The sequence below is a fragment of the Streptomyces sp. NPDC050528 genome, from assembly GCF_044457795.1.
Lineage (GTDB): Bacteria > Actinomycetota > Actinomycetes > Streptomycetales > Streptomycetaceae > Streptomyces.
Map to the genome: position 1 here is coordinate 432,381 of NZ_JBITHH010000007.1, position 26,339 is coordinate 458,719.

Genomic DNA, 26,339 nt, shown 5'->3' on the forward strand with positions numbered 1-26,339 from the left:
TGATGCATGGCACACTCACCACATGTCAGGTCCCATACAGTCCCTGTCCCGAGGCGCCGCGCTGTTACGGCTGCTGGCCACCGGTGACGGACGGTTCGGCCTCTCCGAGACCGCCGCCTCGCTGGGACTGCCGAAGGGCACCGTGTACGGCATCCTGCGCACGCTCCGGCAAGAGGGGCTCGTCGAGCAGGATCCGGCGTCCGGAAAGTACGGCCTGGGCCCCGAGTTGGCGCGGCTGGGCGGCAGTTACCTGCGGACGCACGAGGTACGGGCGCATGCCCTGGCGTGGGCCGACGACCTGGCCCGGGACACCGGAGAGGCCGTGCACGTCGGCGTACCGCACCGGTCCGGCGTCCTGATCGTCCATCACGTCCTACGGCCCGACACCGCGCGGCAGGTCCTGGAGACCGGCACAGTCGTGCCGTTCGGGGCGACGGCGCTGGGTGCGGTGCTGGACGCCAACACCCTTGATCCGTCCGGCGGTTCGGGGAGTCCCGGTGACGGTCCGGACGCCGTCAGGGAGCGCGGCTGGGCCTGCGTCCTCGGGGCCGCCCGGGACGGCACCGCGTCGATCGCCGTATCGATCCGCGACCGGCACGAGGCCGCCGTCGCGGCGGTGAGCGTCACGGGGTCCGCCGACCGGGTCCACGCGGACGGCGGGGTGCGTGACGCGCTGGTCTCCGCGGTCAGGACCTGCGCCCGTTCGATCTCGCACAGCCTGGGCACCATGGACCGCCGATAGCACGGTCGGGTCCCGGTCCCTCCCGCGCGTCGATCTTCCTGACGAAGGTCATCCGGAGCCTGTGGGAAAACCTCAACTCCCTTGTCGCACACATGTGCTGCGCTAATCTCACGTCACACGCACCACGCGAGAGACACAGGGTTCCCATGCCAGTCGAGTTCCGCGGTCGGTCCGAAACGATGGCGTATGCGGCGGCGGGAATGGAGCCGCCTCCCGTGGTCCCCCTGCGGAAGAGCGACCCGCGGCAGGCGGGCCCGTACCGGCTGCTGTCCGTGCTCGGCAGTGGCGGGATGGGCCGGGTCTATCTCGGCCGCGACGCCACCGGCGCCACGGGCCCGGCCGCCGTGAAGGTGATCCGCCCCGAGTACGCGGAGGACCCGCTCTTCCGCAGGCGCTTCGAGCGCGAGGTCGGCGCCCTGGACCGGATCCAAGGGGCCCATATCGTACGGCTGTTGGGCAGCGGCTGCGACGAGGACCTGGTGTGGGTCGCCACCGAGTACATACCCGGGCCCACGCTCGCCGAGCTGGTCGACGCGCGCGGACCGGTCGACGCGGCGGCGGCCTGGCGCCTGCTGGCCGACGTGGGACGCGCGATCGAGGCGATCTGGCGCGCGGGGATCGTGCACCGCGACCTCAAGCCGTCCAACGTCATCCTGGGGGCCGACGGCGCCCGCGTCATCGACTTCGGCGTCGTCCAGGCCGGCGACGGTACGTCGATCACCGCGACGGGCCAGAACGTGGGCACCCCCGCCTACATGTCCCCGGAGCAGGTGCGCGGCCAGGAGGTCACCGCCGCCTCCGACGTCTTCTCGTTGGCGTCCACGCTGACCTACGCCGTCGCCGGGGAGGCGCCGTTCGGCGAGGGCACGGGGGTCGACGTGCTGCACCGGGTGGCGTTCGACCCGCCCCGGGAGGAGGTGCTCGACAAAGTCGCGGGCGTCGACGCGGAGTTGGCCGCGTTCATCCGCACCTGCCTGGACAAGGACCCCGAGCTGCGGCCGTTACCCGAAGCCGTGTTCAGGACGGCCATCGGGCACCAGCTGTCCGCGCCGGCCGGCGGTCCGCCACCCCGTGTCACCTCCCAGCGCAGGCCCTCCCCCGTCGAGCGGCCCGCGGCCCATCCTTCGGCGGCACCGTCCGGTCCGCCCGCCGCCCCCCGGAAACACGGCAACACCCGTGGAAAACGCGGGAAGTTGATCGCGGGTGCCGTCGCCGCCGCAGCCGTCCTGTTCGCCGGCAGCATCACCGCGACCCTGCTGCTGCACCACGACAACTCCGCGCCGTCGGCCGGTGCCCCGCCGGAGCCGCCCCCGACGGCCGCCGCACTGGACAACTCGCCCTCGGCGTCGAACAGTTCACCGAGTACGTCCCCCTCCGCGTCGGCGACGAAGGACAAGGCGTCGCAGAGTCCGTCGGGCGCACCGGCCACGCTGGATCCCGCGGGCCTCGACATCCGCGTCGCCTCCTGCGTCCACGAACTCACCTCGGGCTCCCACGGCGACTGCGTCAAGGCGCTCCAACTCCTGCTCGCCGGTTACGGGTTGCACGTCACGGTGGACGGCGACTTCGGGGCGGCCACGGTCGACGCGTTGAAGGTGTTCCAGACCGAGGCAGGCACCCCAGCCAGCGGCACGGTCGACGCGCAGATCGCGACGCTCCTGTACGGCACGCCGCGCGGGCCGGTCCGGGCCGGTTCGGTGACCGTCACCGAGAGCGTTCACGCCGTGAATGTCGCCCGGTGCCTCGACGCCCATGTCAGCGCCGTACAGGTGTGGGCGTGCAACGGCACGGCGCCCCAGAAGTGGGCGCTGTTCCATGTGCCCGGGCACAACTCCCAGTACCTGGTGGTCAATCAGGGCAGCCACTCCTGTCTGGACGCCGACGCCAGTACGGTCGGCCAGAACTTCTCGAAGATCCGGGCCAGGAGCTGCGACGGGCTGAGCGCGCAACGGTGGCAGCTGGGCAGCGGCGGGATCCTGGTCAGCGCCCCGGACGGTTTCTGTCTGGACGCGGAGGCCTCCGAGTCGGGCCAGGACGGTCAGACGGTCCAGACGTTCGGCTGCGCGGGCAGCTCCAACCAGGTTTGGAAATGGGCTCCCTGACGTGACGTCAGAAGCAGACGCAGCGTCAGAAGCAGACAGGGCATCAGAAGCAGTGGGCGGTCACGCGTCCCCGTACGCCTCGCCGCCCAGTTCCAGCTCCGCCGTCCCCGCCGTCGCGTCGGCCAACCAGCCCCGGAAGGCGTCCACTTCGGCGTCCGGCAGGCCGATCTCGATGGTGACCGCCTCGCCGTAGCGGACGTCGCGTACCTCGCGGCCGGTGGCGTGCAGGTCGTTCTGGATCTTGCCGGCGCGCTGGTGGTCGACGGTCAGTGTGGCGAGGCGGAAGCGGCGGCGGGTGAGCGTGCCGAGGGTGTCGAGGGCCTCGCCGACCGAGCCGCCGTAGGCACGGATGAGGCCGCCCGCGCCGAGCTTGACGCCGCCGTAGTAGCGGGTGACGACGGCGACGACGTACCGCATGTCGCGGCGCAGCAGCATCTGGAGCATGGGGACGCCCGCCGTGCCGCCGGGTTCGCCGTCGTCGCTCGCCTTCTGGATCGCGGCGTCGGCGCCGATGACGTAGGCGAAGCAGTTGTGGGAGGCGTCGGTGTGTTCCTTGCGGACGCGGGCGATGAAGTCCTGGGCCTCCTGTTCGGTGGCCGCCGGGGCGAGGGCGCACAGGAAGCGGGAGCGGTTGACCTCGGTCTCGTGCACGCCCGGGCGGGCCACTGTGCGGTACTCGTCCTGCATCCGCCCAGCCTATGCGCAGGGTCAGGGGTCGCCCCCGGTCCGGGCGCGGGTGACGATGTGGTGGATACTCGCTCCTCGTCGCCCGGACACCGGGCACGGTCGTTCGATCACAGGGAGTTCTCAGCATGACCGGCGCGCAGGTGGACCCGACGGAGAGCACGGGGTCCGGGGGTCCCGAGTCCGCCGCCGAGCGCTGCCGGGCCTGGCTCCTGGACGGGCTGAGCGAGCAGAGCGCCCGGCATCCGGGCCCGCACGCCACACCGAACCCGGAGCACGAAGGGCACCGCTGGTGGCGTGTCATGTGTCTGACCGGCGTCGACTACTTCTCCACGCTCGGCTACCAGCCGGGCATCGCCGCCCTCGCGGCCGGACTGCTCTCGCCGCTGGCGACGGTCGTCCTGATCGGGCTGACGCTGCTGGGCGCGCTGCCGGTGTACCGGCGGGTGGCGCACGAGTCTCCGCACGGCGAGGGGTCGATCGCCATGCTGGAGCGGCTGCTGCCGTGGTGGTCGGGGAAGATCTTCGTCCTGGTGCTGCTGGGCTTCGCGGCGACGGACTTCATGATCACGGTCACCCTGTCGGCGGCGGACGCGGCGGCGCACGTCGTGGAGAACCCGTTCGCGCCGGGCTGGATGCACGGCGGCAACACGTGGATCACGCTGGTGCTCGTCGGTGCGCTGGGCGCGGTCTTCCTCAAGGGGTTCCGGGAGGCCATCGGGATCGCCGTGGTCCTGGTGGGCGTGTATCTCACGCTCAACCTGGTGGTCCTCGCGGTGTCCGCGTGGGAGGTGCTGAGCCATCCGGTGAAGATCGGCGACTGGACGGACGCGATGACGGCCGCGCACTCCTCGCCGCTCGCGATGGTCGGCGTGGCGCTGCTCGTGTTCCCGAAACTCGCCCTCGGCATGTCCGGCTTCGAGACCGGTGTCGCGGTGATGCCGCAGGTCAAGGGCGATGACACGGACACCTGGGAGAAGCCGACGGGCCGCATCCGCGAGACCCGCAAGCTGCTCACCACGGCCGCCGTGATCATGTCCGGCTTCCTGCTGCTGTCCAGCCTGGCGACGACGATCCTGATCCCGCAGAGCGCGTTCAAGACGGGCGGCCCGGCGAACGGCCGCGCGCTCGCCTATCTCGCACACGAGCATCTGGGCCAGGTCTTCGGCACGGTCTACGACGTCTCGACGATCGCGATCCTGTGGTTCGCCGGCGCCTCCGCACTTGCCGGCCTGCTGAACCTCGTCCCGCGCTATCTCCCGCGCTACGGCATGGCGCCGGAGTGGACGCGAGCGGTACGCCCGCTGGTGCTCGTGTTCATGGTGACGGCCGTGCTCATCACGCTGTGGTTCCACGCGAGCGTCGACGCGCAGAGCGGGGCGTACGCGACGGGCGTCCTGGTGCTGATGCTCTCCGCGGCCTTCGCGTCCACGGTCACCGTGCACAAGCGCGGCCACCGCAAGGCCACGGTCGGCTTCGGCGCGATCACCGCCGTGTTCGCCTACACGCTGGTCACGAACGTCATCGAACGGCCCGACGGCATCAAGATCGCGGGCATTTTCATCGTGCTGATCCTGGCGACGTCGTTCGGTTCGCGCGTCCACCGTGCCTTCGAACTCCGCGCCGCCGAGGTCACGTTCGACGACACCGCGGCCTGCTTCGTCGACGAGGCGGCGGAGCACGGACCGCTGCGGCTGATCGCCAACGAGCCGCAGGAGCGCAGCAGACGGGAGTACCGCGCCAAGGAGTACAGCCAGCGCGAGCACACCCACATGCCGGACGGCGGACCCGTGCTGTTCCTGGAGGTGCTGGTCCGGGACTCCTCCGACTTCTCGGCGGACATCACCGTGCACGGCGACCGGAAACACGGGGTACGACGGCTGCGGATCGAGGGGCCCACGGTGCCCAACGCGATCGCCGCGGTCCTGCTGGCCCTGCGGGACCGCACCGGCCAGGTCCCGCACGCCTACTTCGACTGGACCGAGGGCAATCCGGTCAGTCTCCTGATCCGCTTCCTGATCTTCGGCGACGGCGAGGTCGCGCCGGTCACCCGCGAGGTACTGCGCCGCGCGGAACCGGACCGGCACCGGCGGCCCCGCATCCACGTCGGCTGATCCGGAGGGTGCCGTGAAGGTCCTGGTCGTCGGCGGCAGCGGCTTCCTGGGCGGGGAACTGGTGCACCGGGCGGCGGCAGCGGGCTGGGAGACGGCGGCGACCTACTGCTCCGGCCGCCCCGGCACCACGCCCGGGACCGCATGGCACCGGCTCGACCTGCGCTCCCCCGCCCGCATCGACGAGCTGCTGACCGAGGTGGCGCCCGACGCGGTCGTCAACGCGACCAGCGGACAGAGCGACTGGGCCGTCACCGCCGACGGCTCGGTCCGCGTGGCGATGGCCGCGGCCCGCCACGGCTGCCGCCTGGTCCATGTCTCCAGCGACGCCGTGTTCTCCGGTTCCCGGATCTCCTACGACGAGTCCTGCCTGCCCGACCCCGTCACCCCGTACGGCGCGGCGAAGGCCGCCGCCGAAACCGCCGTACGCCTTCTGACCCCGTCCGCCGCGGTCGCGCGCACCTCACTGATCATCGGCTACGGCGGCTCGGCGCACGAACGCATGGTGCACGAGCTGGTCGCCGGTACCCGCGAGGGTGTCCTGTTCACCGACGTCGTCCGCTGCCCGGTCCATGTCGAGGACTTGGCCGGCGCGTTGCTGGAACTCGCGCTGTCCGACCGGGCCGGGATGTTCCACCTCGCAGGACCGGACGCCCTCAGTCGCCATGAACTCGGTGTGCTCATCGCCCGCCGCGACGGACTCGACGCGACCCGGCTGCCCGCCGCACGCCGAGCGGGCACCCCTGCGCCCGGAGCGCTCGACGTCCGCCTGGTCAGTACCGCCGTACAGGGGCAGCTGCGCGGAGCCCGGGAGTTCCTCCAACTCCCCTGAACCCAGCCCTGCTTCACTTCTTCCTGCCTCTCGGCACGGTAAGCCCCGTCAACAGCGCTGTCCCCGGGGCGAGTTCGCGCCACGTGCTGCCGTGCCAGGCCAGGACCGCGATCGCCGAGGTCGGGAACTTCACCCGGACCTCGTCGAGCGCGTCGTCGAGACTGTCACCGGCGAGTTCGAGAACGAGCTCCTCCAGCCCGGGGTTGTGCCCGATCAGGAGCAACGTCTCGACCTCGGGCGGCACTTGGTGAACCGCGTCGAGAAGTTCCGGTACGTCGGCCCCGTACAGCCCCGGCTCGTACCGCACCGGCGGCGGGGTGCCCCACTCGGCGGACGCCAACTCCCAGGTCTGGCGCGCCCGTACGGCGGTCGAGCACAGGGCGAGGTCCGGCAGGGAGTCGGTCTCGGCGAGGGCGATACCGGCGGCCGGGGCGTCCCGGAGCCCGCGCGGGGCGAGGGGACGGCGGTGGTCGGGAACACCCACGGGCCAGGCCGACTTGGCATGCCGCAGCACGACCAGCCGGCGCAACGGACGGGCTCCGGCGCGCGCGTTCACCCCAACGACCCGATGTCACGGGTGAGTTCGAGCCCGAGGAGCCGGTCGGCGTAGGCGTATGTCTCGAAACGGGCGCCGTCCGGCAGGTCGGGCCAGGTCTCCACCCGGCGCAACACCCGCAGCACCTCGGGCACGTTCAGGTCGTCCTCCCAGGCGGTCCGCAACTCCGCCCGCACCGCGTCGGGCACCGGCCGCGAGGGCTGCCGCGCCCATCCGGCGACCGAACCACGCCAGTGCGCCAGCGTCCCCCGCGCCTCCTCCAGCGCCTCCGCGTCGAGCCGTACCGGCAGATCCCGGGGGTGCGAGAGCAGCGCGAGCCGGAGCGCGCCAGGGTCGGAGAGGTCGGGCGCGGCGGTCGTAGGGGAATCGACGGGGGCTACGGCCACCAGGACTCCCCCGGTTGTCTCGGCGCCGCCCTCCGTCGGTCGCGATGCCGCCACGTGGAGGACCTGGGCCTCGCCGAGTCCGGAGCCGAGGTCTCCGCCGTCCTCGAAGGGCCGTATGCCCAAGGCCCTTGCGGCGGCGCGGAGTTCGGGCTGCTCGTGCTCGCCGGTGAGCAGCGACCAGACGGGGGTGCCGCCGAGTTCGAGGGCGCGTACGAGGAGGTCGGCGACGAGGAGCAGGCGTAGTGCCGTGGGGTCCAGGCCCGACGCGTGCGCCTCGACCCTGGTCAGGCCACGGCGGGCGGGGGCGGCTTCGACGGGCTCGCCGGTTCGGGCGTCGGTGATGCGCAGCACGGCCTGAGCGTAGGCGGGCGGCGGGCCATCCGCATGCATGTTCGCTCTGGTCCGGCCGGAGTGGCGGGATTCACCCCGGTCTGTCCGGCGCGTGGATGCGCGACCGGGGCTTACGGGGAGACCGTCGCGCAGGCCGGGTCCGCGGAGTCCCGGGCACGGTTCGTGCCGATGGGAATCCCCCGGGCACCCCTGTCCCCTTCCCCGCGTTCACCCGTTCGCCCATCTCGCCTTTCCCCGAGGGCGGTCGGGCGTGTGGGGTGGGAGCAGCCGACCAGCTCCCCTGCCGAGACGATCCCGGAGACTCCCGATGCCCGACCGCACGTTCCGCTACGGACCCCCGCTCCTCCTGGCCGCCGCGCTCGTCGCCGGTACGGCGCTCCTCCCGCCCGGCATCGCCACCGCCGCGCCCTTCCGCACCGACTCCGGGGAGGTGTTCGTACGGGTTCTGGGCGGTACGGCGACGATCGTGCCGGGGCGGTCCGGGCTGGTGGAGATCAGCGGGTACACCGGTGCCGCCCTGCCGGCCGGGTCCTCGCTGCGGCTGACGGCGCCCGCCGGGGCCCGGGTCACGGGTACGCCGCTCGCCGACGCCGCGGGGTTCCAGGGCTCGGTGACCGCCGACGGTGCGAGCGGCACGTATACATACGTCCGTGACTCGGGGCTCGGTTCGTGGCGGGACAGCGGCTATCCGTTCGCGCTCGCCGTGGACGCGCGGGCGGTGCCGGGGACGCGACTGCCCGGGTGCACGGTCGTGCTGACCGACGCCGGGGGCAGGCGGCGCGCGTCCGGCGGTTGCACCGTGACCGTCGGCATGCCTGGGCCGACGCTGGGCGAACCGGCGGGCGGCACGTTCGTGTCCGGCGCGGCGCGGCTCGCCGGGACCTCGTATCCGGGGGCGCGGGTGAGCGTCCTGGACGCCGCCGAGCACAAGGTGTGCGCGGGTGTCGCCCGCCTCGACGGCACCTGGTCGTGCACCCCGAACACCCCACTGCCGAAGGGCGCCAACCGGCTCCACGCGAGCGCCACGTTCAACGGGGTCTCGGCGGTCGGCGAGGACGTCGACTTCACCGTGATCGCGCACGCCGACCGGACCACACCGCCTCGCCCGTGACCGCGAGGGCCACCCGACGCGCACCGGTTCAGCGGCCGGCGACCAGCTCCCGCAGCGTCTTCGCCACGACGGCCGGGTCCTCCTCCGCCATGAAGTGGCCGCAGGTCACGGTCTCGTGCCGTAGATCCGGTGCCCAGGCGCGCCACAGGGCCGCCGCGTCGAAGCCGAGGGCGGCGCCCCAGTCCTGCTGGAGGACGGCGACCGGCATCCGCAGCCGGTTGCCGGCGTCGCGGTCGGCCCGGTCGTGGGCGATGTCGATGCCGGCGGAGGCGCGGTAGTCGGCCACGATCGAGGGGACCGCGGCGCGGCAGGCGTCTAGGTAGGCGGTGCGGATGTCGGCGGGGATCGCGGACGGGTCGTTGGTCCAGAGATCGAGGAAGTGACCGAAGAACGCGTCGGGCGCGGCGGCGATCAACTCCTCGGGCAGGCCCGGGGGTTGGGCCATCAGGTAGAGGTGGAAGCCGACGGCTGCGGTGACGCCGTGCATCACGTCCCACATGTCCAGCGTGGGGAGTACGTCGAGACAGGCGAGGTGCGTGATCGCGTCGGGGTGGTCGAGCCCGGCGCGGAAGGCGACCAGGGCGCCGCGGTCGTGCCCGGCGAGCGCGAACCGGTCGTGCCCCAGGGCGCGGGCGAGGGCGACGACGTCCGCGGCCATCGCGCGCTTGGCGTAACCGGAACCGTCGGTCTCGGCGGGCTTGTCACTCGCGCCGTAGCCGCGCAGGTCGGGGCAGATCACGGTGTGGTCGGCGGCGAGGTCGGCGGCGACATGGCGCCACATGAGGTGGGTCTGCGGGAAACCGTGCAGCAGCACGATCGGACTGCCGGAACCGGACACGGCGGCGTTCAGGGAGACGCCGTCAGCGACCGCGACGCGGTGGTAGGTGAAGCCGGGGATGACTGGTGACATGGGGGCGCCCTGCTTTCGTGGCGAAGTCGAAGTCGAGGTCGGGATCGGGGTCGAGGTCGAGGTCGATGCCGTAGAGCCTGCCGGGCGTGAATGAGCAACGAGTGAGCGCGCTACCGTGACCTGGGGCGATGCCCCGGAAAGGGTGGTCGGCGATGGAGGTCTCGTTCGGGGTGCTGGGGCCGGTCGCGGCCTGGGACGGTACCGGGGACACGATCGCGCTGAAGGGCCCGCGACACCGGGCGGTGCTGGCCCGACTGCTGGTGGCCCGGCGCCGGGTCGTCCCGGTCGCGCGTCTGGTCGAGGACCTGTGGGCGGACCAGCCGGACCCACCCGCCGACGCGACGGGCGCGCTGCGCACCTTCGTGGCCGCGCTGCGCCGGGCCCTGGAACCGGAACGCGCACCGCGAACTCCGGCCCGACTCCTGGTCACCGAGGGCCCGGGATACGCACTGCGCGCCGAGCCGGAGACCGTGGACGCCTGGCGCTTCGAGCGCGCGGTGACCACCGCCGCAACCCTGCCGGCCCCGCACGCGCTCAACCACCTCCAGGAGGCGCTGAGTTGGTGGCGGGGCCCGGCCTACGCCGACTTCGCCACGGAGACCTGGGCCTGCGCGGAACGCGCCCGCCTCACCGAACTCCGCCTGCACGCCGTCGAACGCCACGCCGAGACCCAACTCGCCCTGGGCCAGGCCGCGTTGGCGATCCCCGACCTGGACGCCCACGTGGCCGACCACCCCTGGCGCGAGGACGCCTGGCGCCTACTGACCCTGGCCCTCTACACCACCGGCCGCCAGGGCGACGCCCTGGCGGTACTACGCCGCGCCCGCACCCTCCTCGCAGAACAACTCGGCACAGACCCGGGCCCAGCCTTGCGCCGCCTGGAGGCGGACATCCTGGACCATGCGGCGCATCTGGACCCGGGGCGGGGTGGTCCGACGGGGTGGGCGGAGGCAGTTGCCGCGTCGGACCCCGGGAGCCGTGGCCCGGCGGAGCGCGCGTGGACACAGGGGCCAGTCGCGCAGAGTCCCGGACCCGTTGGCCCTGCGGGACGCGGGTGGACCCGGGCGGCTCTCTCGCAGGACCCCCAGTCCGATGGCCCAGCCGAACGCGAACGGAGACAGGCTCCCGCCACGCAAGACCTCGGATCCGGCGACCCGGCCGAGCGGCTACGGCAGCAGGCAGGCGCCGCGCAGAACCCCGAGCCCGGTAGCCCAGCCGAGCAGGTACAGCCGCAGGCACCCGCCACGCCGAACCCCGCATCCGGTGACCCGACAGCGCAGCAACGCCCGCCTGCCGCCACCGCGCCCACCCCCCAACCCGACAGCCCGGCCGAGCGCGTCTGGGCGCAGGCAACCGCCGCCTACGACCAGACCGTGGCGTCCGGTGCGCGTGCCCGGCTGGAGTCGACGGTGGGTCTGCTGCGTGCGCTCGCGGTGACCGGAGGCGGTGGGCTGGAGGCCGCCCGGCAGCACCGCCTCGCGGCGATCACGGCCGCGCAGGAACTGGGGGACCCGGAACTCACCGCCCGCGTGATCGGTGCCTACGACGTCCCCGCGATCTGGACCCGCGTCGACGATCCACGGCAGGCGGCGGACACGGTGGCCGCGGCCGAGCGCACCCTGGAGGCGCTCCCGCCGGGGGCCCATCTCGCCGCGCGGGCACGTCTGTTGACCACGATCGCCTTGGAATCGCGCGGCACCCGCTCCGCCCGCGGGCCTCAGGCCGCGCGCCAGGCCGAGGACATCGCCCGTCAGTTGAACGACCCCGCGCTGCTGGCCTTCGCTCTCAACGGGACGTTCATGCAGACCTTCCACCGCGCGGGCCTGGCTCCTCAACGGGACGCTGTCGGCGCCGAGTTGATCGCCCTGTCGGCCCGCCACGGCCTGGTCACGTACGAGGTGCTCGGGCATCTCATCCGGCTCCAGTCCCGCAGCGCCCTCGCCGACTTCACCGGAGCCGACGAACACGCGGTGGCGGCGGACCGGCTGGCGGAGCGTCACGAACTGCCGCTGGTGGGCGTGTTCACCGAGTGGTACCGGGTTCTACGGCTCTCCGCGACCGGCAGCCCGGAGCCGACCCGGGCAGCAACCGCCTACCGGCACGCGGCACTTCGGCTGGACGGAGCCGGCATGCCCGGGCTGGAGCACGGACTGCTGCCGCTGGCCCTGCTGTGCCTGCGGCTGCGGAACGGGCAGCCCGCCCAGACCGACGAGCACGTCGAATGGGGACCCTACGAGCCATGGGCCCGCCCGCTGGTGTTGCTGGCCCGGAGCCGTCCCGCCGACGCCCGGCGCGCACTCCGCTCGCTCCCCGACCCACCCCGCGACCTCCTCTTCGAGGCCCTGTGGTGCCTGGCCGCCCGCGCCGCACTGGCCGTGGACGACCGCGAGACGATGGAGCGCGCTCTCGACGAACTGACGCCCGCCGCAGCCGAGTTGGCCGGGGCGGGCAGCGGGCTGCTCACCCTGGGGCCGGTCGCGCGCCACCTCGACGACCTCGCGGCGGCGCTACGACTCCCTCGGTGAGCCCACGCGTCAGCCGGTCACCTGCACCGCCACCGTCGCCCCCGCCCGCACTGTCGGCGTCGCGTACGTGTAGGTCACGCCGTTGACCACCTTGGTGCGGACGTGCTGCTGGACGCCGTTGACCTTGATGCTCTTGTGGACGCCGGGGAAGCGGGCCTCCCAACTGTAGGAGTCCTTGCGGGAGTTGTTCGTCAGGGTGGTCTTCGTCGCGCCGTCGTGGCGGACGGTCACCGTGCCCGTGCCGATGGGGACGTCCGCCGCCTGGAGCCACTTCATGCCGGTCGGCAGCTGCGACTGGGTGGTCACCTTGTGGTTCGGCGCGTCCGGTGTGATGCCCATCAGGCCCTGGACGGTCTGGCTGACCAGGGTGAACGACACCTCGGGGTAGTCGCCGTTCGGGCCCTGGCTGGAGTTGACGTGCTGGGTGTCCCGCTCGCCGTAGATCTTCCGCATCCACTGCCAGGCGGTGTCTGGACGGTTGTTCTTGAAGAACATGTCGGGCAGGTACGTCGTCGACTCGATGTTGGGCGAGCCGTTCGGGCCCAGTTCCTGCGCCTGGATGTAGTCGAGGTAGGCGTCGTTGCGTGGGCCGGGGTCGATGATCTGCTTCATCGGCATGAAGACGCTGTTCTCCTTGCCCCAGCCGGTGACCGGGGTGCCGGAGGTGGTGTACGCGCGGACCATGTCGGCCCCGCTGCCGGTGCCGCTCCAGTCGTCGTTGAAGTACGTCTTCAGGTCGGCGGCCCGCTTGTCGTACGTCCTGGCCAGCGCGGTGTCGCCCTTGCCGCGGGCGAGCACGGCCATCGCCAGGTACGCCTGGTACTCGGAGGCGATGCCGTCCCCGGCCTCGGCGAGACCGTCGCCGTCCTGTTCGTTGTAGCTGGCGGCGCCCTGGAAGATGCCCTGGCCCGTGCCCTCGGCGACCTTCACCTTGCCGTTGTCCTTGGCCGAGTTGTGCAGGTCGATGAACTGCTCGGTGGCGTGCCGGTAGAAGTCCCACAGCACCGGGTCGTCGACGTATCTGCGGTCACCGGTCCACAGGTACGCCTGCGCCGCCTTCTCGACGAGCTCGAACGTGGCCGGCACCTCGCGGACGAAATTGTCCGGGCTCTTGTAGTCGATGCTCAGGTAGGTCTTGGCATCGAAGTTGAGGGACCACACCGGGAAGTACTTGTGCTCGGCGGTGGCCGACGCCGCGTACGAGCGGAGCATCGTCTCGTTCTCGGCGTCGAGGCCGATGAGGTGGGCGCCGGCGAGCTGGTGGGTCATGTCGCGGGAGTAGTAGGCGCTGCGGTTGGCGTATCCGGCCCAGTAGGTCGGCTCGTACGACGCGGTGCCGGTGCCGCCGGTCTGGTACTCGTCGACGTTGATCGGGCCCACTGTGCCCGGGAGTTGGACCCAGCTGTTGGCCTTCTTCTGCGCCCAGTCGAACATCGCGACGACCTCGGGGTCGGACGAGGTGACCTTCGGGTCGGCGGGCGCGGCGGGCGAGATCATCAGGTCGTCGGCGTTGACCCAGGCGGTGCCGGAGCCGAATTCGATCTGGAGCCGGTCGCCGGTCCTCAACACGACATTGCTGATGGTGTAACGGGCGTACCCGGGGTGCTGCGGCAGCGTGATCGTCTGGACGGTCTCGCCGTTGCGCCGGATCGTGTACGTGCCCCCGGTGCCGGCGCTGCCGATCCACGCGGAGAAGTCGTAACTCCCGTTCCTGGGCGCGACGATGGTCGCCTCGGCGCTCTTGCCGGCTCCGGCGTCGAGGTAGAGGAAGCGTTCGCCGCCGTGCTTGTTGCCGGTGCCGACACCGGCACCCGAGGTGAAGGTCCAGCCCGTGCCGCCGTTCTCGAACCCGGGGTCGGGGATGGCGAGTTGGGGGCGGGGTGCGGCGGACGCGGTGGCCGACAGGGCGGGAGCCATCGGGGCGAGCAGGGCAACAGCGGTGAGCAGCATGAGCCTTGAGGGCTTCATCGGATCTCCCGGTCTTCGGTCACTGCGGGATGGGGCCGCGTGGTGGCCGGAAAGCTAGCAGGGGCCGAAGTGGCGATTCAATGGTCATGCGCAAGAAACATGGAAGACATGCAGTCTCGCTGCTATGTTGCGTAGGGGGTTGGACTGAAAGTTTTCATCCAACTGTTGCAAGTCGGGGTGGAGGGAACCGTATGAAGGTCGGCATCACCGAGGTCGCGGAGCGCGCGGAGGTGAGCGAGGCCACGGTCAGCCGGGTCATCAACCGCCGTCAGGGTGTGTCCCGCAAGACCCGCGAGGCGGTCGAGCAGGCGATGGCCGACCTGGGGTACGAGCGGCAGACCCGGGGCCAACTCGTCGCGATCGTCACCGAGTTGGTCTCCAACCCGTTCTTCGCCGATGTCGCCGAGCGCATCGAGTCCGTGCTCGCCCCGCACGGTCTGAAGACGGTGCTGTGCCCGTGTTTCCCGGGCGGGGTACAGGAGTTGGACTTCGTGACCTCGCTCGCCGACCGGGGCGTCGCGGCCGTCGTGTTCCTCTCGGCCAGCAACACCCTTGAGGGCGCGGACCCTTCGGCGTACGAACTGCTGCGGTCCCGCAGGATCCCGTTCGTCGGGATCAACGGCCGGTTCGAGGGCGTGAGCGAGGCGCCGGTGTTCTCCACGGACGATCTGCTCGCCGCCGAACTCGCCGTCGACCACCTGCACCGGCTCGGTCACCGCCGTATCGGCATGGCGTCGGGCCCGATCGGCAACCGCCCGGCCGACCGGCGCGTCAGCGGCTTCGTCGCCTCGCTCACCAAGCGCGGCGTCGAGGACGCGGAGCAGTGGGTGGTCCGGCAGTCGTACACCGTCGAGGGCGGCCAGTCCGCCGCGATCTCGCTGCTCGGGCGCGGTGCCACGGCGATCGTCGCGGCCAGCGACTACATGGCGCTCGGCGCGATCCGCGGTGCGCGCCGGCAGGGGTACGACGTGCCGGGCGATGTGTCGGTGGTCGGCTACGACGGCTCCATGATCATGGACTTCGTCGACCCGCCGCTCACCACGGTCCGCCAGCCGGCCGACCGGCTGGCCTCGGAGGCGGGCCGCAGCGTCCTCGCCCTGGTCGGCAACCGCGATGTCCCCGTCGGCGAGCTCCTCTTCGACCCGGAGCTGGTGATCCGCGCGAGCACGGCGGCGCCGAAGACCTGAGTGCCCTTGCTCGACTGGTTGCTCACCGGTCACTCGACCGGTCGCTCGTCCAGACCATTGACCCAGAGGTCGGATCTAAGGACACTCCAGTCGGAGTTCCGACCGGGATATCGGCCTCAACTCCGCCTATTCATCGGGTGTTTCGCGGCTCATGGCCGTGCATCATGAATGCTCCGGAGGGGCTATGTCTCGGTCTCGGTTCGTGTTTGTCGGGGTGGCGCTCGCGCTGCTCGTGGGCGGTGGCGGTCCTGTCGCCGCGGCGCAGAGAACGACGCCGGTGGCGGTGGTCGACGTGGACGCGTTCGGGGCCGACCCCACCGGCCGGACGGACTCCACGCCCGCCGTCGTCGCGGCGCTGCGGCACGCCAAGAGCGTCGATCACGGGCGGGCGGTGCGGATCGAGTTCTCGAAGGGCACCTATCAGCTCTACCCCGAGCGGGCCGAGACGCGTGAGCTGTATGTCTCCAACACCGTTGGCGCGGACCAGCGTTACCGGGACAAGAAGATCGGGCTGCTCATCGAGGACATGCACGACGTCACCGTCGACGGCGGTGGCGCGAAGCTCGTCTACCACGGTCTGCAGACGGCGTTCGCGTCGATCCGCTCGACCAATGTGACGTTCCAGAACTTCTCCTTCGACTACGCGGCGCCCGAGGTCATCGACGCGACCGTCGCCACCGCCGGTGTCACCGACGGCGCCGACGCGCACGCCTACCGCGTCCTGAAGATCCCGGCCGGCAGCCCGTACGAGGTGAACGGCACGCACATCACCTGGCTCGGCGAGAAGAGCCCGGCCACCGGGCAGCCGTACTGGTCGGGCACGGACGGGCTCCAGTACACGCAGATCCACGACCCCAAGGCGCAGCGGACCTGGCGCGGCGACAACCCGCTCTTCAACGACGTCTCCTCGGTCACCGACCTCGGCGACCGCCGGATCCGCATCGACTACAGCACCGCGACGCGGCCGACGGACGCCGGGCTCGTCTACCAGATGCGGCTGATCGAGCGGACGGAACCGGGCGCGTTCATCTGGCAGTCCAAGAACGTCACGATGCGGTCGATGAACGCGTACTACCTCCAATCCTTCGGTGTGGTGGGGCAGTTCAGCGAGAACATCTCCATCGACAAGGTGAACTTCGCGCCCGATCCGACGTCCGGCCGGTCGACGGCGTCGTTCGCGGACTTCGTGCAGATGTCCGGCGTCAAGGGCAGGGTCTCGATCACCCGGAGCCTCTTCGACGGCCCGCACGACGACCCGATCAACATCCACGGCACGTACCTGGAGGTCGTAGGACAGCCCGGGCCGAACACGCTCACCCTCGCCTACGAGCACCCGCAGACAGCCGGCTTCCCGCAGTTCGCGCCCGGTGACGAGGTCGAGTTCACGAGCAAGCGCACGATGGTCCCGCTGACGCCCGCGCACGCGAAGGTCACGGCGGTCGACGGGCCGAGCGGAATGGACCACGACAAGCCGCTGACCACCATGACCGTCACCTTCGACCGGCCGGTCCCCGCCGGGGTCGAGATCGGCGGCACGGTCGTCGAGAACATCACGGCCACCCCGTCGGTCGTCATCACCGGCAACACGTTCCGCAACGTGCCGACGCGCGGCATCCTGGTCACCACCCGCAAGCCGGTCCTGATCGCCGGCAACCGCTTCGACGCGATGTCGATGGCCAGCATCTACGTCTCGGCCGACGCCTACCAGTGGTACGAGTCGGGCCCGGTAGCCGACCTCACGATCCGCGACAACTCCTTCACCCGCCCCACCGGCCCGGTGATCTTCGTGGAGCCGACCAACCAGGTCGTCGACCCGGCGCACCCGGTCCACCACAACATCAAGGTCGAGCACAACTCCTTCGACATCAGCGATGTGACGGTCGTCAACGCCAAGAGCGTCGGCGGCTTCACGTTCACCGGCAACACGGTCCACCGCCTGGCGGCAGCGGACCAACCGCCGTACACCTCCCCGCTGTTCGTCTTCCACGGCAGCACGGGCATCAAGATCGCGCACAACCACTACGACAAGGGCCTCAACACGTCCGTGGTCTCGGACTGAGGAATCCCGGTGCGCCGCCCGCTGTTGTCGCAGGCAGCAGCGGGCGCGCACGATTCCAAGGAGACCGAGCATGTACGGCGACTCAGCAACGATCCGCAAGATCCTCACCGAGTCCGGTGGCACCTGGGCCGTCGTGGGCCTGTCCTCGAACCGGTCCCGCGCGGCCTACGGCGTCGCCGAGGTGCTGCAGCGCTTCGGCAAGCGTGTCGTACCCGTCCATCCCAAGGCGGAGACGGTGCACGGCGAGCAGGGGTACGCCTCCCTCGCCGACATCCCCTTCGAGGTGGACGTCGTGGACGTGTTCGTGAACAGCGACCTCGCGGGCGCGGTCGCCGACGAGGCGGTCGGCATCGGCGCGAAGGCGGTCTGGTTCCAGCTCGGGGTGATCGACGAGAGCGCGTACGACCGCACCCGCGCCGCCGGTCTCGACATGGTCATGGACCACTGCCCGGCGATCGAGATCCCGCGACTCGGCTGACCTGCGAGGACCTGTGCGGACACTGTGTAAAAGAAGCTCTCCAGCCCGGGTCAAATTTCAGGCAACATACTTCTGAAAAAATTCATTCATTCCTAGCCTGAGGCCTCCCGACCGTTAAGCATGCGTGCTGACTTCGAGAGGCCTCTTGACATGGTGAGTGTTGACAAGCTCGTGCCGGAGGCCAGCAGGGATCCGAGCGGCTTGCGGAGAGATGTCGGTCTGATCGGGCTGATGTGGGCGTCGGTCGGCTCGATCATCGGCTCCGGGTGGTTGTACGGCGCCGAGAAGGCCGTGGTGGTGGCCGGTCCGGCGGCGATCATCTCCTGGTTGATCGGCACGGTCGCGATCGTGCTGCTGGCCCTGGTGCACGCGGAACTCGGCGGTATGTTCCCGGTCGCGGGCGGTACGGCACGCTACCCGCACTACGCCTTCGGCGGCCTGGCCGGTATGTCCTTCGGCTGGTTCTCCTGGCTGCAAGCGGCGACCGTCGCGCCGGTCGAGGTCGAGGCGATGATCGGTTACGCCGGTCACTGGTCCTGGGCGACCGGCTTCCAGCACACCGACGGGACGCTGACGGGCAGCGGCATCCTCGTCGCGGTCTTCCTCATGGCCGTGTTCGTCGTCGTCAACTTCCTGGGCGTCCGGGTCCTGGCGCACACCAACAGCGCCGCGACCTGGTGGAAGATCGCTGTGCCGCTCGCCACGATATTCATCATCGCGGTCGGCAACTTCCACCCGGGCAACTTCACCTCGCACGGCTTCGCGCCGTTCGGTGCCAAGGGTGTGCTGAGCGCGATCAGTTCCAGCGGCATCATCTTCGCCCTGCTGGGCTTCGAGCAGGCCATCCAGCTCGCCGGCGAGAGCCGCGACCCCAAGCGGGACCTGCCGCGTGCGACGCTCGGCTCCGTGGCCATCGGCGCGACCATCTACGTCCTTCTCCAGGTCGTGTTCATCGGCGCGCTCCCGGGCAGCTCCTTCGCACACGGCTGGGCCCACCTGGCGTACGCCGGCATCAGCGGTCCCTGGGCGGGCCTCGCAACCGTGGTGGGCCTCGGCTGGCTGAGCGTCGTGCTGTACCTCGACGCCATCATCTCCCCCGGTGGCACCGGCCTGATCTACACCACCGCCACCTCTCGCGTCTCCTACGGCCTGTCCAAGAACGGCTACGCGCCCAAGGTCTTCGCCGACACCGACAAGCGGGGCGTGCCGTGGTTCGGCCTGATCATTTCCTTCGTGACCGGCGTGGTCTGCTTCCTGCCGTTCCCGAGCTGGCAGGAACTGGTCGGGTTCATCACCTCGGCGAGCGTCCTGATGTATGCGGGTGCCCCACTGGCGTACGGAGTGTTCGCCGACCGGCTGCCGCAGCTGGAGCGCCCCTACCGGCTCCCCTTCGGCAAGGTGCTCTCGCCGCTGTCGTTCGTGGTGGCCAACCTCATCATCTACTGGGCCGGCTGGGACACTCTCTGGCGGCTCGGCGTCGCCATCGTTCTTGGCTACATGCTGCTCGGCACCTACGCCTGGTACGCCACGGCCAGCGAGCGGCCCGACGCGCCCCGGCTGGACTGGAAGGCCGCGCAGTGGCTGCCGGTCTATCTACTGGGCCTCGGTGTCATCTCGTGGCAGGGCAGCTTCGGCGGTCAGGGTCACATCGCACTGTGGTGGGACATCGTGGTCGTCGCGGTCTTCTCCCTCGGCATCTACTACTGGGCCAAGGCGACCGCGTCACGGCCCGAGGAGATCGAGCGCAGCATTGACGAGGTCGTCATCACGGACGCACCCGCGCACTGACCCCTCCCTCTCCTCCCCCACGATCCGAACCGGCCGCCCTCCAGGTGGCCGGTTTTCGGTTGTCCGGACACCGTCATAATGGCCGGGTGACCCTCACCTCCCCCCACCCCAACTCCCCGTCCGCACACCACTTTCCGGTCGTCGTCGTGGGCGCCGGACCCGCCGGGCTCACCATCGGCAACATCCTGCGCGCCGCCGGGATCGACTGCCTGGTGCTGGAGACCGAGACCCGGGAGTTCATAGAACAGCGGCCCCGGGCCGGCGTCATCGAGGAGTGGGCCGTTCGTGGCCTGCAGCAACGCGGGCTCGCCGAGCGGCTGTTGGAGCGGGCGCAGCTGCACACCGAGTGCGAGTTCCGGTTCGGTGGGCAGCGACACCGGTTCGCCTACACGGAGTTGACGGGGCATCACCACTTTGTCTATCCGCAGCCGCTGCTCGTCACGGACCTGGTGCGGGAGTACGCGGACGTGCGGGGCGGCGCGATCCGTTTCGGCGTCCAGGACGTCCAGCTGCACGACCTGGACACCGACCGCCCGGCGGTGTCGTACACCGACCCGGAGACCGGTCAACGGCAGCTCGTGCAGGGCGACTTCGTGGCGGGCTGCGACGGTGCGCGCGGGGTGACCCGGGCCGCGTTGCCGCCGGAGCGGGCCCGGATCGCACGGCACGACTACGGCATCGGCTGGCTCGCGCTGCTCGCGGAGGCGCCGCCGTCCTCGGACTGTGTGCTGTTCGGCGTCCATCCGCGCGGCTTCGCCGGGCACATGGCACGCAGTCCCGAAGTCACCCGCTACTACCTGGAGTGCCCGCCCGGCGACGACCCCGACAACTGGCCGCACGAGCGCGTCTGGGCCGAGCTCCAGCACCGCCTCGCCGCGACCGGCGCCCCTCCCCTGACCGAGGGCCGGCTGATCGAGAAGCGCGTGCTCGACATGCACAACTACGTTGTCGAACCGATGGTGTTCGGCCGCCTCTACCTCGCCGGCGACGCGGCCCACCTCACCGCCCCCATCGCCGCGAAGGGCATGAACCTCGCCCTGCACGACGCGTTCCTGCTCGGCGACGCGCTCGTCGCGTACCTCACGAAGGGCGACTCGGCGGGCCTGGGCGGCTATTCGGAGGCATGCCTGGGCCGTGTGTGGGACTACCAGGAGTTCTCCCAGTGGCTCTCCGACGTGTACCACGGTGCCTCGTCCGGCGACCCGTACCACGCGGGCACCACCCTCGCCCGCCTCCGCCGCGTCTTCGAATCCCCCGCCGCGGGCCTGGCGTTCGCGGAGAGCTACCTGGGCAAGGACCCCAACTCCTGAGCCACGACTGACAGTTGTACGGCTGACATCTGTACGGCCATCAGTCGTGCGGTGGGCGGTCGGTGAGGCGGTGGTCCGCCACGTTCAGCGCCTCGTCGACCAGCCGTCGTAGATGACCGTCACTCAACGCGTAGATCACCCGGCGGCCCTCCTTGCGTGTGGTCACCAGGCCCGCGAGGCGCAGCCGTGCCAGGTGCTGGCTGACGGCCGGGCGGGCCGCGTCGCAGGCCTCCGTGAGGGTGGTGACGTCGGCCTCGCCCGCCGTCAACGCGTGCAGGAGGGTCAGGCGGGTGCGGTCGCCGAGGAGGGCCAGGAGTTCGGCGGCCAGCGCGAACTGTTCCTCGCCCGGGGTGCGCGGATGCGCATCGTGCGCAGGTGATAGGTGCATGCGTGCGCTCATACGCACATAATGGCTCCGTGGGCGCCGTACGTCCACCCACGCACCGGAAGGGGCCCCACGTGAGCGACCAGCATCACCACGAACACGAGCACGCACACCCGCACGACGACCACGGCCACGACCACCCGCATCCCCACCACCACTCCCCCACCGGCATCCGGCACCGCCTCGGCCACCTCCTCACCCCGCACTCCCACGAGACCGCCGACAAGCTCGACTCCGCCCTGGAGTCCTCGGCGCGCGGGATGCGCGCGCTCTGGGTCTCGCTCGCGGTGCTCGGGGTGACCGCGCTGGTGCAGGCCGTCGTCGTGGTCGTGTCCGGGTCGGTCGCGCTGCTCGGCGACACCGTGCACAACGCGGCGGACGCGCTGACCGCCGTGCCGCTCGGCATCGCGTTCGTCCTCGGCCGCCGGGCCGCCAACCGCCGCTTCACGTACGGCTACGGGCGCGCCGAGGACCTGGCCGGGATCGCGATCGTGCTGACGATCGCCGGGTCCGCCGCGTTCGCGGCCTGGGCTGCGGTGGACCGGCTGCTCGATCCGCGCCCCATGTCACACGTCCCGGTGGTCGCCGTCGCGGCGCTCGTCGGGTTCGTGGGCAACGAGTGGGTGGCGCGGTACCGGATGCGGGTCGGCCGGGAGATCGGTTCGGCCGCGCTGGTCGCCGACGGACTCCACGCCCGTACCGACGGGTTCACCTCACTGGCCGTGCTGATCGGGGCCGGTGGTTCGGCGCTGGGGTGGCAACTGGCCGATCCCATCGTGGGGTTGGCGATCACGGCCGCGATCGTCCTGGTCCTGCGGGACGCGGCGCGCGAGGTGTTCCGGCGGGTGATGGACGCCGTCGATCCCGAACTGGTGGACCGGGCCGAGCATGCCGTACGGGAGGTCGAAGGGGTGCGCGGGGTGGGCGAGTTGAGGCTGCGGTGGATCGGACACCGGCTGCGCGCGGAGGTGGCGGTTGTCGTGGACGGGGAGGCGACGGTGCGAGAGGCCCACGGCGTCGCCGTAGCGGCGGAGCATGCTCTGTTGCACGCGGTGCCGCGGCTCACGGCGGCGCTGGTGCACGCGGATCCGGCGCCGGTGCCCGGGGAGGCGGACCCGCATGGGGAGTTGGCCCACCACCACGCCATGGTGTGAGATCCCAGGGGTTCAAGCGACGCCCAGGCCCTCCAGCACCACCGCGCCCGGGAGTTCCGCGAACGCCTTGCCGGGGACGAGGAGTTTGCCGCGGCGGCGTCCGCTGCCGACCAGGACGTAGGGCAGGTCGACGACGGCGGAGTCCACCAACACCGGCCAGTCGGCGGGGAGTCCGACGGGGGTGATGCCGCCGTACTCCATGCCGCTCCCGCCGGTCGCGGTGTCCATCGACGCGAACGAGGCCTTGCGGGCGCCGAGTTGGCGGCGGACGACGCCGTTCACGTCGACGCGGGTGGTGGACAGGACCACGCACGCGGCCAGCATGGTCTCGCCGCCGCGCTTTCCGGCGACGACCACACAGTTCGCGGACTGCTCCAGCAGCTCACGGCCGTAGTGCTCGACGAAGGTGGCGGTGTCGGCCCACTCGGGGTCGGTGTCGACGTAGACGAACTGGTCGGCGGGGACGCTGCCGCGCCAGGCGCGCACGGCGTCGGCGACCGGGCGGGTCAGCTCGTCGAGGCAGTCGGGGGCCGGGGTGGCGTGGTCGAAGTGTCCGATGGGTGCGCGCATGACGGCACGCTAACAGCCGTACGGCGGCGGCTCACGGGGTGTCCCGAACGGTCGCTCGGCGGGCGCTCACGGGGTCTCCCGGTGCACGGGCGGGACCGACACCGCCATCACCATCTCCATCGGTTCGTCGCCCTGATTGCCGTACGTGTGGGGGGTGTTGGCCTCGAAGGTGGCGCTCGCGCCGGCCGGGACGCGGTGGTCCTCGCCGTCCACGGTGAGGGTCAGTTCGCCGGTGATGACGTGGAGCAGTTCGACGGTGCCGGTGGGGTGCGGCTCCGAGGGGCTGGACTCCCCCGGCATCAGCCGCCAGTCCCACATCTCCAGCGGTCCGGGGGCCTCGGTGCCGGCGAGGAGGCGGTTGTAGCTGCCGGCGTCGGTGTGCCAGAGCCGTACGGCGCGCTCGGCGGGGACGATGCGGACCTTCGGGCCCTGTTCGTAGTCGAGCAGGGTGGTGATGCTGACGCCGAGCGCGTCGCCGATCTTGACGACCGTGCCGATGCTGGGGTTGGTACGGGCCTGCTCGATCTGGATGAGCATGCCCCGGCTCACGGAGGCCCGGGCGGCGAGCACGTCCAGGGTGAAGCCGCGCACCGAGCGCCAGTGCTTGACGTTGCGAGCCAGGGACTGGTTCAGCAGGTCGAGGTCCGACACGTTCCGCCCATACCTTCAGTTCAATATTGTGGATGACAGAGTTCAGTGCAGCGAACTACGGTGTGCTGCACCCGATCGTTCACCGAACTGTACTGCGAGGCACCCCGTGACAGCATTCTTCGCCCTGGCCACCAGCCTCCTGTGGGGATTGGCCGACTTCGGCGGAGGCCTGCTGACCCGACGCAGCCCGGCGCTGACGGTGGTCGTGGTCTCGCAGGGGATCGCGGCGGCCGTGCTCGGCGCGGTCGTGGTGGCCACCGGGGGCTGGAGCGAGGCCGGGCCGCGATTGTGGTTCGCGTTCGCGGCGGGGGTGGTGGGGCCGGTCGCGCTGTTCAGTTTCTACAAGGCACTGGCCCTGGGCCCGATGGGCGTCGTCTCACCGCTCGCGACGCTGAGCGTGGCCGTACCGGTCGGGGTGGGGCTGTTCCTCGGCGAACGCCCCGGCCTGATGCAGGCGGCGGGGATCGCGGTCGCCGTCACCGGGGTCGTCCTCGCGGGCGGGCCGCAGTTGCGGGGCGCGCCCGTGCAGCGGCAGACGATCCTGCTGACCCTGATCGCCGCACTCGGCTTCGGCACGGTGTTCGCGTTGATCGCGGAGGCATCGACGACCGTGACCGGGCTCTTCCTCGCACTGTTCGTACAGCGCGCGACGAACGTGGCGACGGGCGGGGCCGCGCTCTACGTCTCCGTGCGGCGGGGCGGTGACGCGCTTCCGGAGGGCGGATTCCCGTGGCGTTCGCTGCCTGCGCTGGCCTTCGTGGGGCTGGCCGATGTGGCGGCGAACGGGACGTATTCGATCGCCGCGCAGCATGGGCCGGTGACGGTGGCGGCGGTGCTCGCGTCGTTGTATCCGGTGGTCACGGCGCTGGCCGCGCGCGGGTTTCTGAGCGAACGGCTGCGGGCGGTGCAGGCGGCGGGGGCGGGGCTGGCGTTGGTGGGGACGTTGTTGCTGGCCACGGGGTGAGGGGACGCGCGGCGGGTGCGGGTCCGGATTCCGATGTGGGTCAGGCCTCCGCGTCCAGTTCCGCGAGGTGGGCGATCACGTTCTCGTCGAGTGCGGCGAGCCGTGCCGCGCTCGCCTCGTCCAGGTCCGCCAGGGCGCGCAGTTGATCCGGGGTCACGTCCGCGGGGATCGGCACCGGGGCCGGCGTTCGGAGGGGCGGCTGCCAGCCCTCCGTCGGCGTCCAGCGGCGTACGACCCGTGCGGGCGCCCCGGCCACTACGGCGTGGTCGGGCACCGTGCCGCGGACCACCGCACCGGCCGCCACCACCACGTTCCGGCCGATGCGCGCGCCCGGCAGGATCACCGCGCCGGTGCCGATCCAGCAGCCGGGGCCGATCTCGACGGGTTCCATGCGCGGCCACTGCTTGCCGATGGGCTCGTGCGGGTCGTCGTAGGAATGGTTCGTGGACGTGACGTAGACGTACGGCCCGAAGTAGCAGTCGCTGCCGATGGTGACCGTCGTGTCGGCGATGACGTGGCTGCCGCGGCCGAGGACCACGCCGTCGCCCAGGCGCAGGATCGGGTCGGGGCCGAGGTCGAGGTCCGGCATCAGGCCTGCCGTGAGGGTGACCTGTTCGCCGACGATGCAGTGGGAACCGAGGTGGATCCAGGGTTCACCGAAGACCGTGCCCAGCGGGAAGGCGAGGCGGGTGGCTTCGCCGATGGCGCCGAACCGGAAGCGGCCGGGGTTCTCCGCCGTCACCGAACCCGTGCGCTGCACCCAGGCCCAGCCCGCGTGGACGGCGCGCTGCGCGAGGTGGCGCCGCCATTTTGAGAACGTGTTCTTGCTCTTGGGCACCCGGCCACGGTACTCAGCGTGAGCCGTGCCCAAGAGGTCCGGCCGCTGTGATCTTCGCCCTACCGATGTCGTACCGTGCGGGTGTCTCCGACGGTTGGGAGGGTCTTATGACGCACAGGGCGTTGATCGTGGGTATTGGTGGCCGGGAGCCGAAGGTCGATGGGGCGGCCTTTGTGGCTCCTACGGCGTCTGTGATCGGGGATGTGACGCTGGCTGCGGGGGCGAGTGTCTGGTACGGGGCGGTGGTGCGCGGTGACGTCGAGCGGATCTCCGTGGGTGCGAGCAGCAACATCCAGGACAACTGCACGCTGCACGCCGATCCGGGGTTTCCGGTGCGTGTGGGTGAGCGGGTTTCCGTCGGGCACAACGCCGTCGTGCATGGGGCGACCGTTGAGGACGACTGTCTTGTCGGGATGGGGGCTACGGTGCTCAACGGGGCGGTGATCGGGGCCGGTTCGCTGGTTGCGGCTCAGGCGTTGGTGCCGCAGGGGATGGTGGTGCCGCCGGGTTCACTCGTCGCCGGGGTGCCTGCGAAGGTGCGGCGGGAGTTGACCTCTGAGGAGCGGGAGGGGTTGACCCTCAACGGGACCATGTATGCGGAGTTGGCCAAGGCGCATCAGGGGGTGCATGAGTAGGTCGTCTGGCGGGTGCGGGTCGTGTGTGGCTGGTCGCGCCGT

Annotated in this window: 23 protein-coding genes; 14 read left to right on the plus strand and 9 right to left on the minus strand. The window is 71.1% G+C overall.

All coding sequences use genetic code 11. The annotated features are described in order from the left end of the window. Positions 1 to 22 precede the first annotated feature (22 nt). Entirely contained in the window at positions 23 to 742 is a 720-nt protein-coding gene (locus ACIBK4_RS25975; RefSeq protein ID WP_398997991.1) for an IclR family transcriptional regulator, read from the plus strand. 215 nt (positions 743 to 957) lie between these two features. Beyond that, positions 958 to 2,844: a protein kinase gene (locus tag ACIBK4_RS25980; protein WP_398997993.1), complete on the plus strand. Its 1,887-nt coding sequence runs from the start codon at positions 958 to 960 to the stop codon at positions 2,842 to 2,844. Positions 2,845 to 2,904: 60 nt separating this feature from the next. Here ACIBK4_RS25980 and ACIBK4_RS25985 read toward each other — a convergent pair whose 3' ends face one another. After that, positions 2,905 to 3,531, minus strand: a complete 627-nt coding sequence (locus tag ACIBK4_RS25985; protein ID WP_398997994.1) for a YigZ family protein — start codon at positions 3,529 to 3,531, stop codon at positions 2,905 to 2,907. Between the two features lie 125 nt (positions 3,532 to 3,656). Here ACIBK4_RS25985 and ACIBK4_RS25990 point away from each other — a divergent pair, with 125 nt between their 5' ends. Next, positions 3,657 to 5,642 (plus strand): amino acid transporter, encoded by a 1,986-nt coding sequence (locus tag ACIBK4_RS25990; RefSeq protein ID WP_398997996.1) that lies wholly within the window; start codon positions 3,657 to 3,659, stop codon positions 5,640 to 5,642. A 13-nt stretch (positions 5,643 to 5,655) separates the two neighbouring features. Then, positions 5,656 to 6,471: an SDR family oxidoreductase gene (locus tag ACIBK4_RS25995; RefSeq protein WP_398997998.1), complete on the plus strand. Its 816-nt coding sequence runs from the start codon at positions 5,656 to 5,658 to the stop codon at positions 6,469 to 6,471. A gap of 13 nt (positions 6,472 to 6,484) precedes the next feature. On the opposite strand, the gene ACIBK4_RS26000 is transcribed toward ACIBK4_RS25995, so the two are convergent. Further along, positions 6,485 to 7,027: a SixA phosphatase family protein gene (locus tag ACIBK4_RS26000; protein WP_398998000.1), complete on the minus strand. Its 543-nt coding sequence runs from the start codon at positions 7,025 to 7,027 to the stop codon at positions 6,485 to 6,487. Continuing rightward, positions 7,024 to 7,803, minus strand: a complete 780-nt coding sequence (locus ACIBK4_RS26005) for a hypothetical protein (RefSeq protein ID WP_398998002.1) — start codon at positions 7,801 to 7,803, stop codon at positions 7,024 to 7,026. Before ACIBK4_RS26005 ends, ACIBK4_RS26000 begins: the two co-directional genes overlap by 4 nt. A 268-nt stretch (positions 7,804 to 8,071) precedes the next feature. Between ACIBK4_RS26005 and ACIBK4_RS26010 the strand changes: the two genes are divergently transcribed. Further along, on the plus strand, positions 8,072 to 8,875 hold the full coding sequence (locus tag ACIBK4_RS26010) for a carboxypeptidase regulatory-like domain-containing protein (protein WP_398998004.1): 804 nt from the start codon (positions 8,072 to 8,074) through the stop codon (positions 8,873 to 8,875). A 28-nt stretch (positions 8,876 to 8,903) separates the two neighbouring features. On the opposite strand, the gene ACIBK4_RS26015 is transcribed toward ACIBK4_RS26010, so the two are convergent. Then, positions 8,904 to 9,785: an alpha/beta fold hydrolase gene (locus ACIBK4_RS26015; RefSeq protein WP_398998006.1), complete on the minus strand. Its 882-nt coding sequence runs from the start codon at positions 9,783 to 9,785 to the stop codon at positions 8,904 to 8,906. A gap of 152 nt (positions 9,786 to 9,937) precedes the next feature. Between ACIBK4_RS26015 and ACIBK4_RS26020 the strand changes: the two genes are divergently transcribed. After that, a complete protein-coding gene (locus ACIBK4_RS26020) occupies positions 9,938 to 12,310 on the plus strand; it encodes a BTAD domain-containing putative transcriptional regulator (protein ID WP_398998008.1) in 2,373 nt (790 codons plus the stop codon). Positions 12,311 to 12,319: 9 nt separating this feature from the next. Here the strand turns inward: ACIBK4_RS26020 and ACIBK4_RS26025 are convergent, their stop codons facing one another. After that, positions 12,320 to 14,278: a hypothetical protein gene (locus ACIBK4_RS26025; RefSeq protein WP_398998010.1), complete on the minus strand. Its 1,959-nt coding sequence runs from the start codon at positions 14,276 to 14,278 to the stop codon at positions 12,320 to 12,322. Positions 14,279 to 14,469: 191 nt separating this feature from the next. On the opposite strand from ACIBK4_RS26025, the gene ACIBK4_RS26030 reads away from it, so the two are divergent. The 5 genes from ACIBK4_RS26030 to ACIBK4_RS26050 all read left to right on the plus strand — a co-directional run bounded on the left by ACIBK4_RS26030 (position 14,470) and on the right by ACIBK4_RS26050 (position 21,100). Then, positions 14,470 to 15,465 carry a LacI family DNA-binding transcriptional regulator gene (locus tag ACIBK4_RS26030; protein ID WP_398998012.1) on the plus strand — a complete coding sequence of 332 codons (996 nt, stop codon included), beginning with the start codon at positions 14,470 to 14,472 and terminating at the stop codon, positions 15,463 to 15,465. A gap of 184 nt (positions 15,466 to 15,649) precedes the next feature. Beyond that, the gene (locus tag ACIBK4_RS26035; RefSeq protein WP_398998014.1) at positions 15,650 to 17,524 is read left to right on the plus strand and encodes a right-handed parallel beta-helix repeat-containing protein; all 1,875 of its coding nucleotides are present in this window, start codon (positions 15,650 to 15,652) and stop codon (positions 17,522 to 17,524) included. 70 nt (positions 17,525 to 17,594) lie between these two features. Further along, positions 17,595 to 18,002 carry a CoA-binding protein gene (locus tag ACIBK4_RS26040; RefSeq protein ID WP_398998016.1) on the plus strand — a complete coding sequence of 136 codons (408 nt, stop codon included), beginning with the start codon at positions 17,595 to 17,597 and terminating at the stop codon, positions 18,000 to 18,002. 150 nt (positions 18,003 to 18,152) lie between these two features. Then, positions 18,153 to 19,790, plus strand: coding sequence for an APC family permease (locus ACIBK4_RS26045; protein ID WP_398998019.1), 1,638 nt, complete (start codon positions 18,153 to 18,155; stop codon positions 19,788 to 19,790). 86 nt (positions 19,791 to 19,876) lie between these two features. Continuing rightward, positions 19,877 to 21,100 (plus strand): 4-hydroxybenzoate 3-monooxygenase, encoded by a 1,224-nt coding sequence (locus ACIBK4_RS26050; protein ID WP_398998021.1) that lies wholly within the window; start codon positions 19,877 to 19,879, stop codon positions 21,098 to 21,100. 40 nt (positions 21,101 to 21,140) lie between these two features. Here ACIBK4_RS26050 and ACIBK4_RS26055 read toward each other — a convergent pair whose 3' ends face one another. Then, entirely contained in the window at positions 21,141 to 21,500 is a 360-nt protein-coding gene (locus ACIBK4_RS26055) for a metalloregulator ArsR/SmtB family transcription factor (RefSeq protein ID WP_033283450.1), read from the minus strand. Positions 21,501 to 21,559: 59 nt separating this feature from the next. On the opposite strand from ACIBK4_RS26055, the gene ACIBK4_RS26060 reads away from it, so the two are divergent. After that, the gene (locus ACIBK4_RS26060; protein WP_398998024.1) at positions 21,560 to 22,639 is read left to right on the plus strand and encodes a cation diffusion facilitator family transporter; all 1,080 of its coding nucleotides are present in this window, start codon (positions 21,560 to 21,562) and stop codon (positions 22,637 to 22,639) included. A gap of 12 nt (positions 22,640 to 22,651) precedes the next feature. Here ACIBK4_RS26060 and ACIBK4_RS26065 read toward each other — a convergent pair whose 3' ends face one another. Both ACIBK4_RS26065 and ACIBK4_RS26070 read right to left on the minus strand, forming a co-directional pair. Beyond that, entirely contained in the window at positions 22,652 to 23,209 is a 558-nt protein-coding gene (locus ACIBK4_RS26065; protein WP_398998026.1) for a YbaK/EbsC family protein, read from the minus strand. 66 nt (positions 23,210 to 23,275) lie between these two features. Next, positions 23,276 to 23,860 carry a helix-turn-helix domain-containing protein gene (locus ACIBK4_RS26070; RefSeq protein ID WP_398998028.1) on the minus strand — a complete coding sequence of 195 codons (585 nt, stop codon included), beginning with the start codon at positions 23,858 to 23,860 and terminating at the stop codon, positions 23,276 to 23,278. Positions 23,861 to 23,966: 106 nt separating this feature from the next. On the opposite strand from ACIBK4_RS26070, the gene ACIBK4_RS26075 reads away from it, so the two are divergent. After that, complete coding sequence (locus tag ACIBK4_RS26075) at positions 23,967 to 24,824, plus strand: EamA family transporter (RefSeq protein ID WP_398998030.1); 858 nt, start codon at positions 23,967 to 23,969, stop codon at positions 24,822 to 24,824. Between the two features lie 40 nt (positions 24,825 to 24,864). On the opposite strand, the gene ACIBK4_RS26080 is transcribed toward ACIBK4_RS26075, so the two are convergent. After that, a complete protein-coding gene (locus ACIBK4_RS26080) occupies positions 24,865 to 25,662 on the minus strand; it encodes an acyltransferase (RefSeq protein ID WP_398998032.1) in 798 nt (265 codons plus the stop codon). 107 nt (positions 25,663 to 25,769) lie between these two features. On the opposite strand from ACIBK4_RS26080, the gene ACIBK4_RS26085 reads away from it, so the two are divergent. Then, entirely contained in the window at positions 25,770 to 26,297 is a 528-nt protein-coding gene (locus tag ACIBK4_RS26085; RefSeq protein ID WP_398998034.1) for a gamma carbonic anhydrase family protein, read from the plus strand. The last annotated feature ends 42 nt before the right edge of the window (positions 26,298 to 26,339 follow it).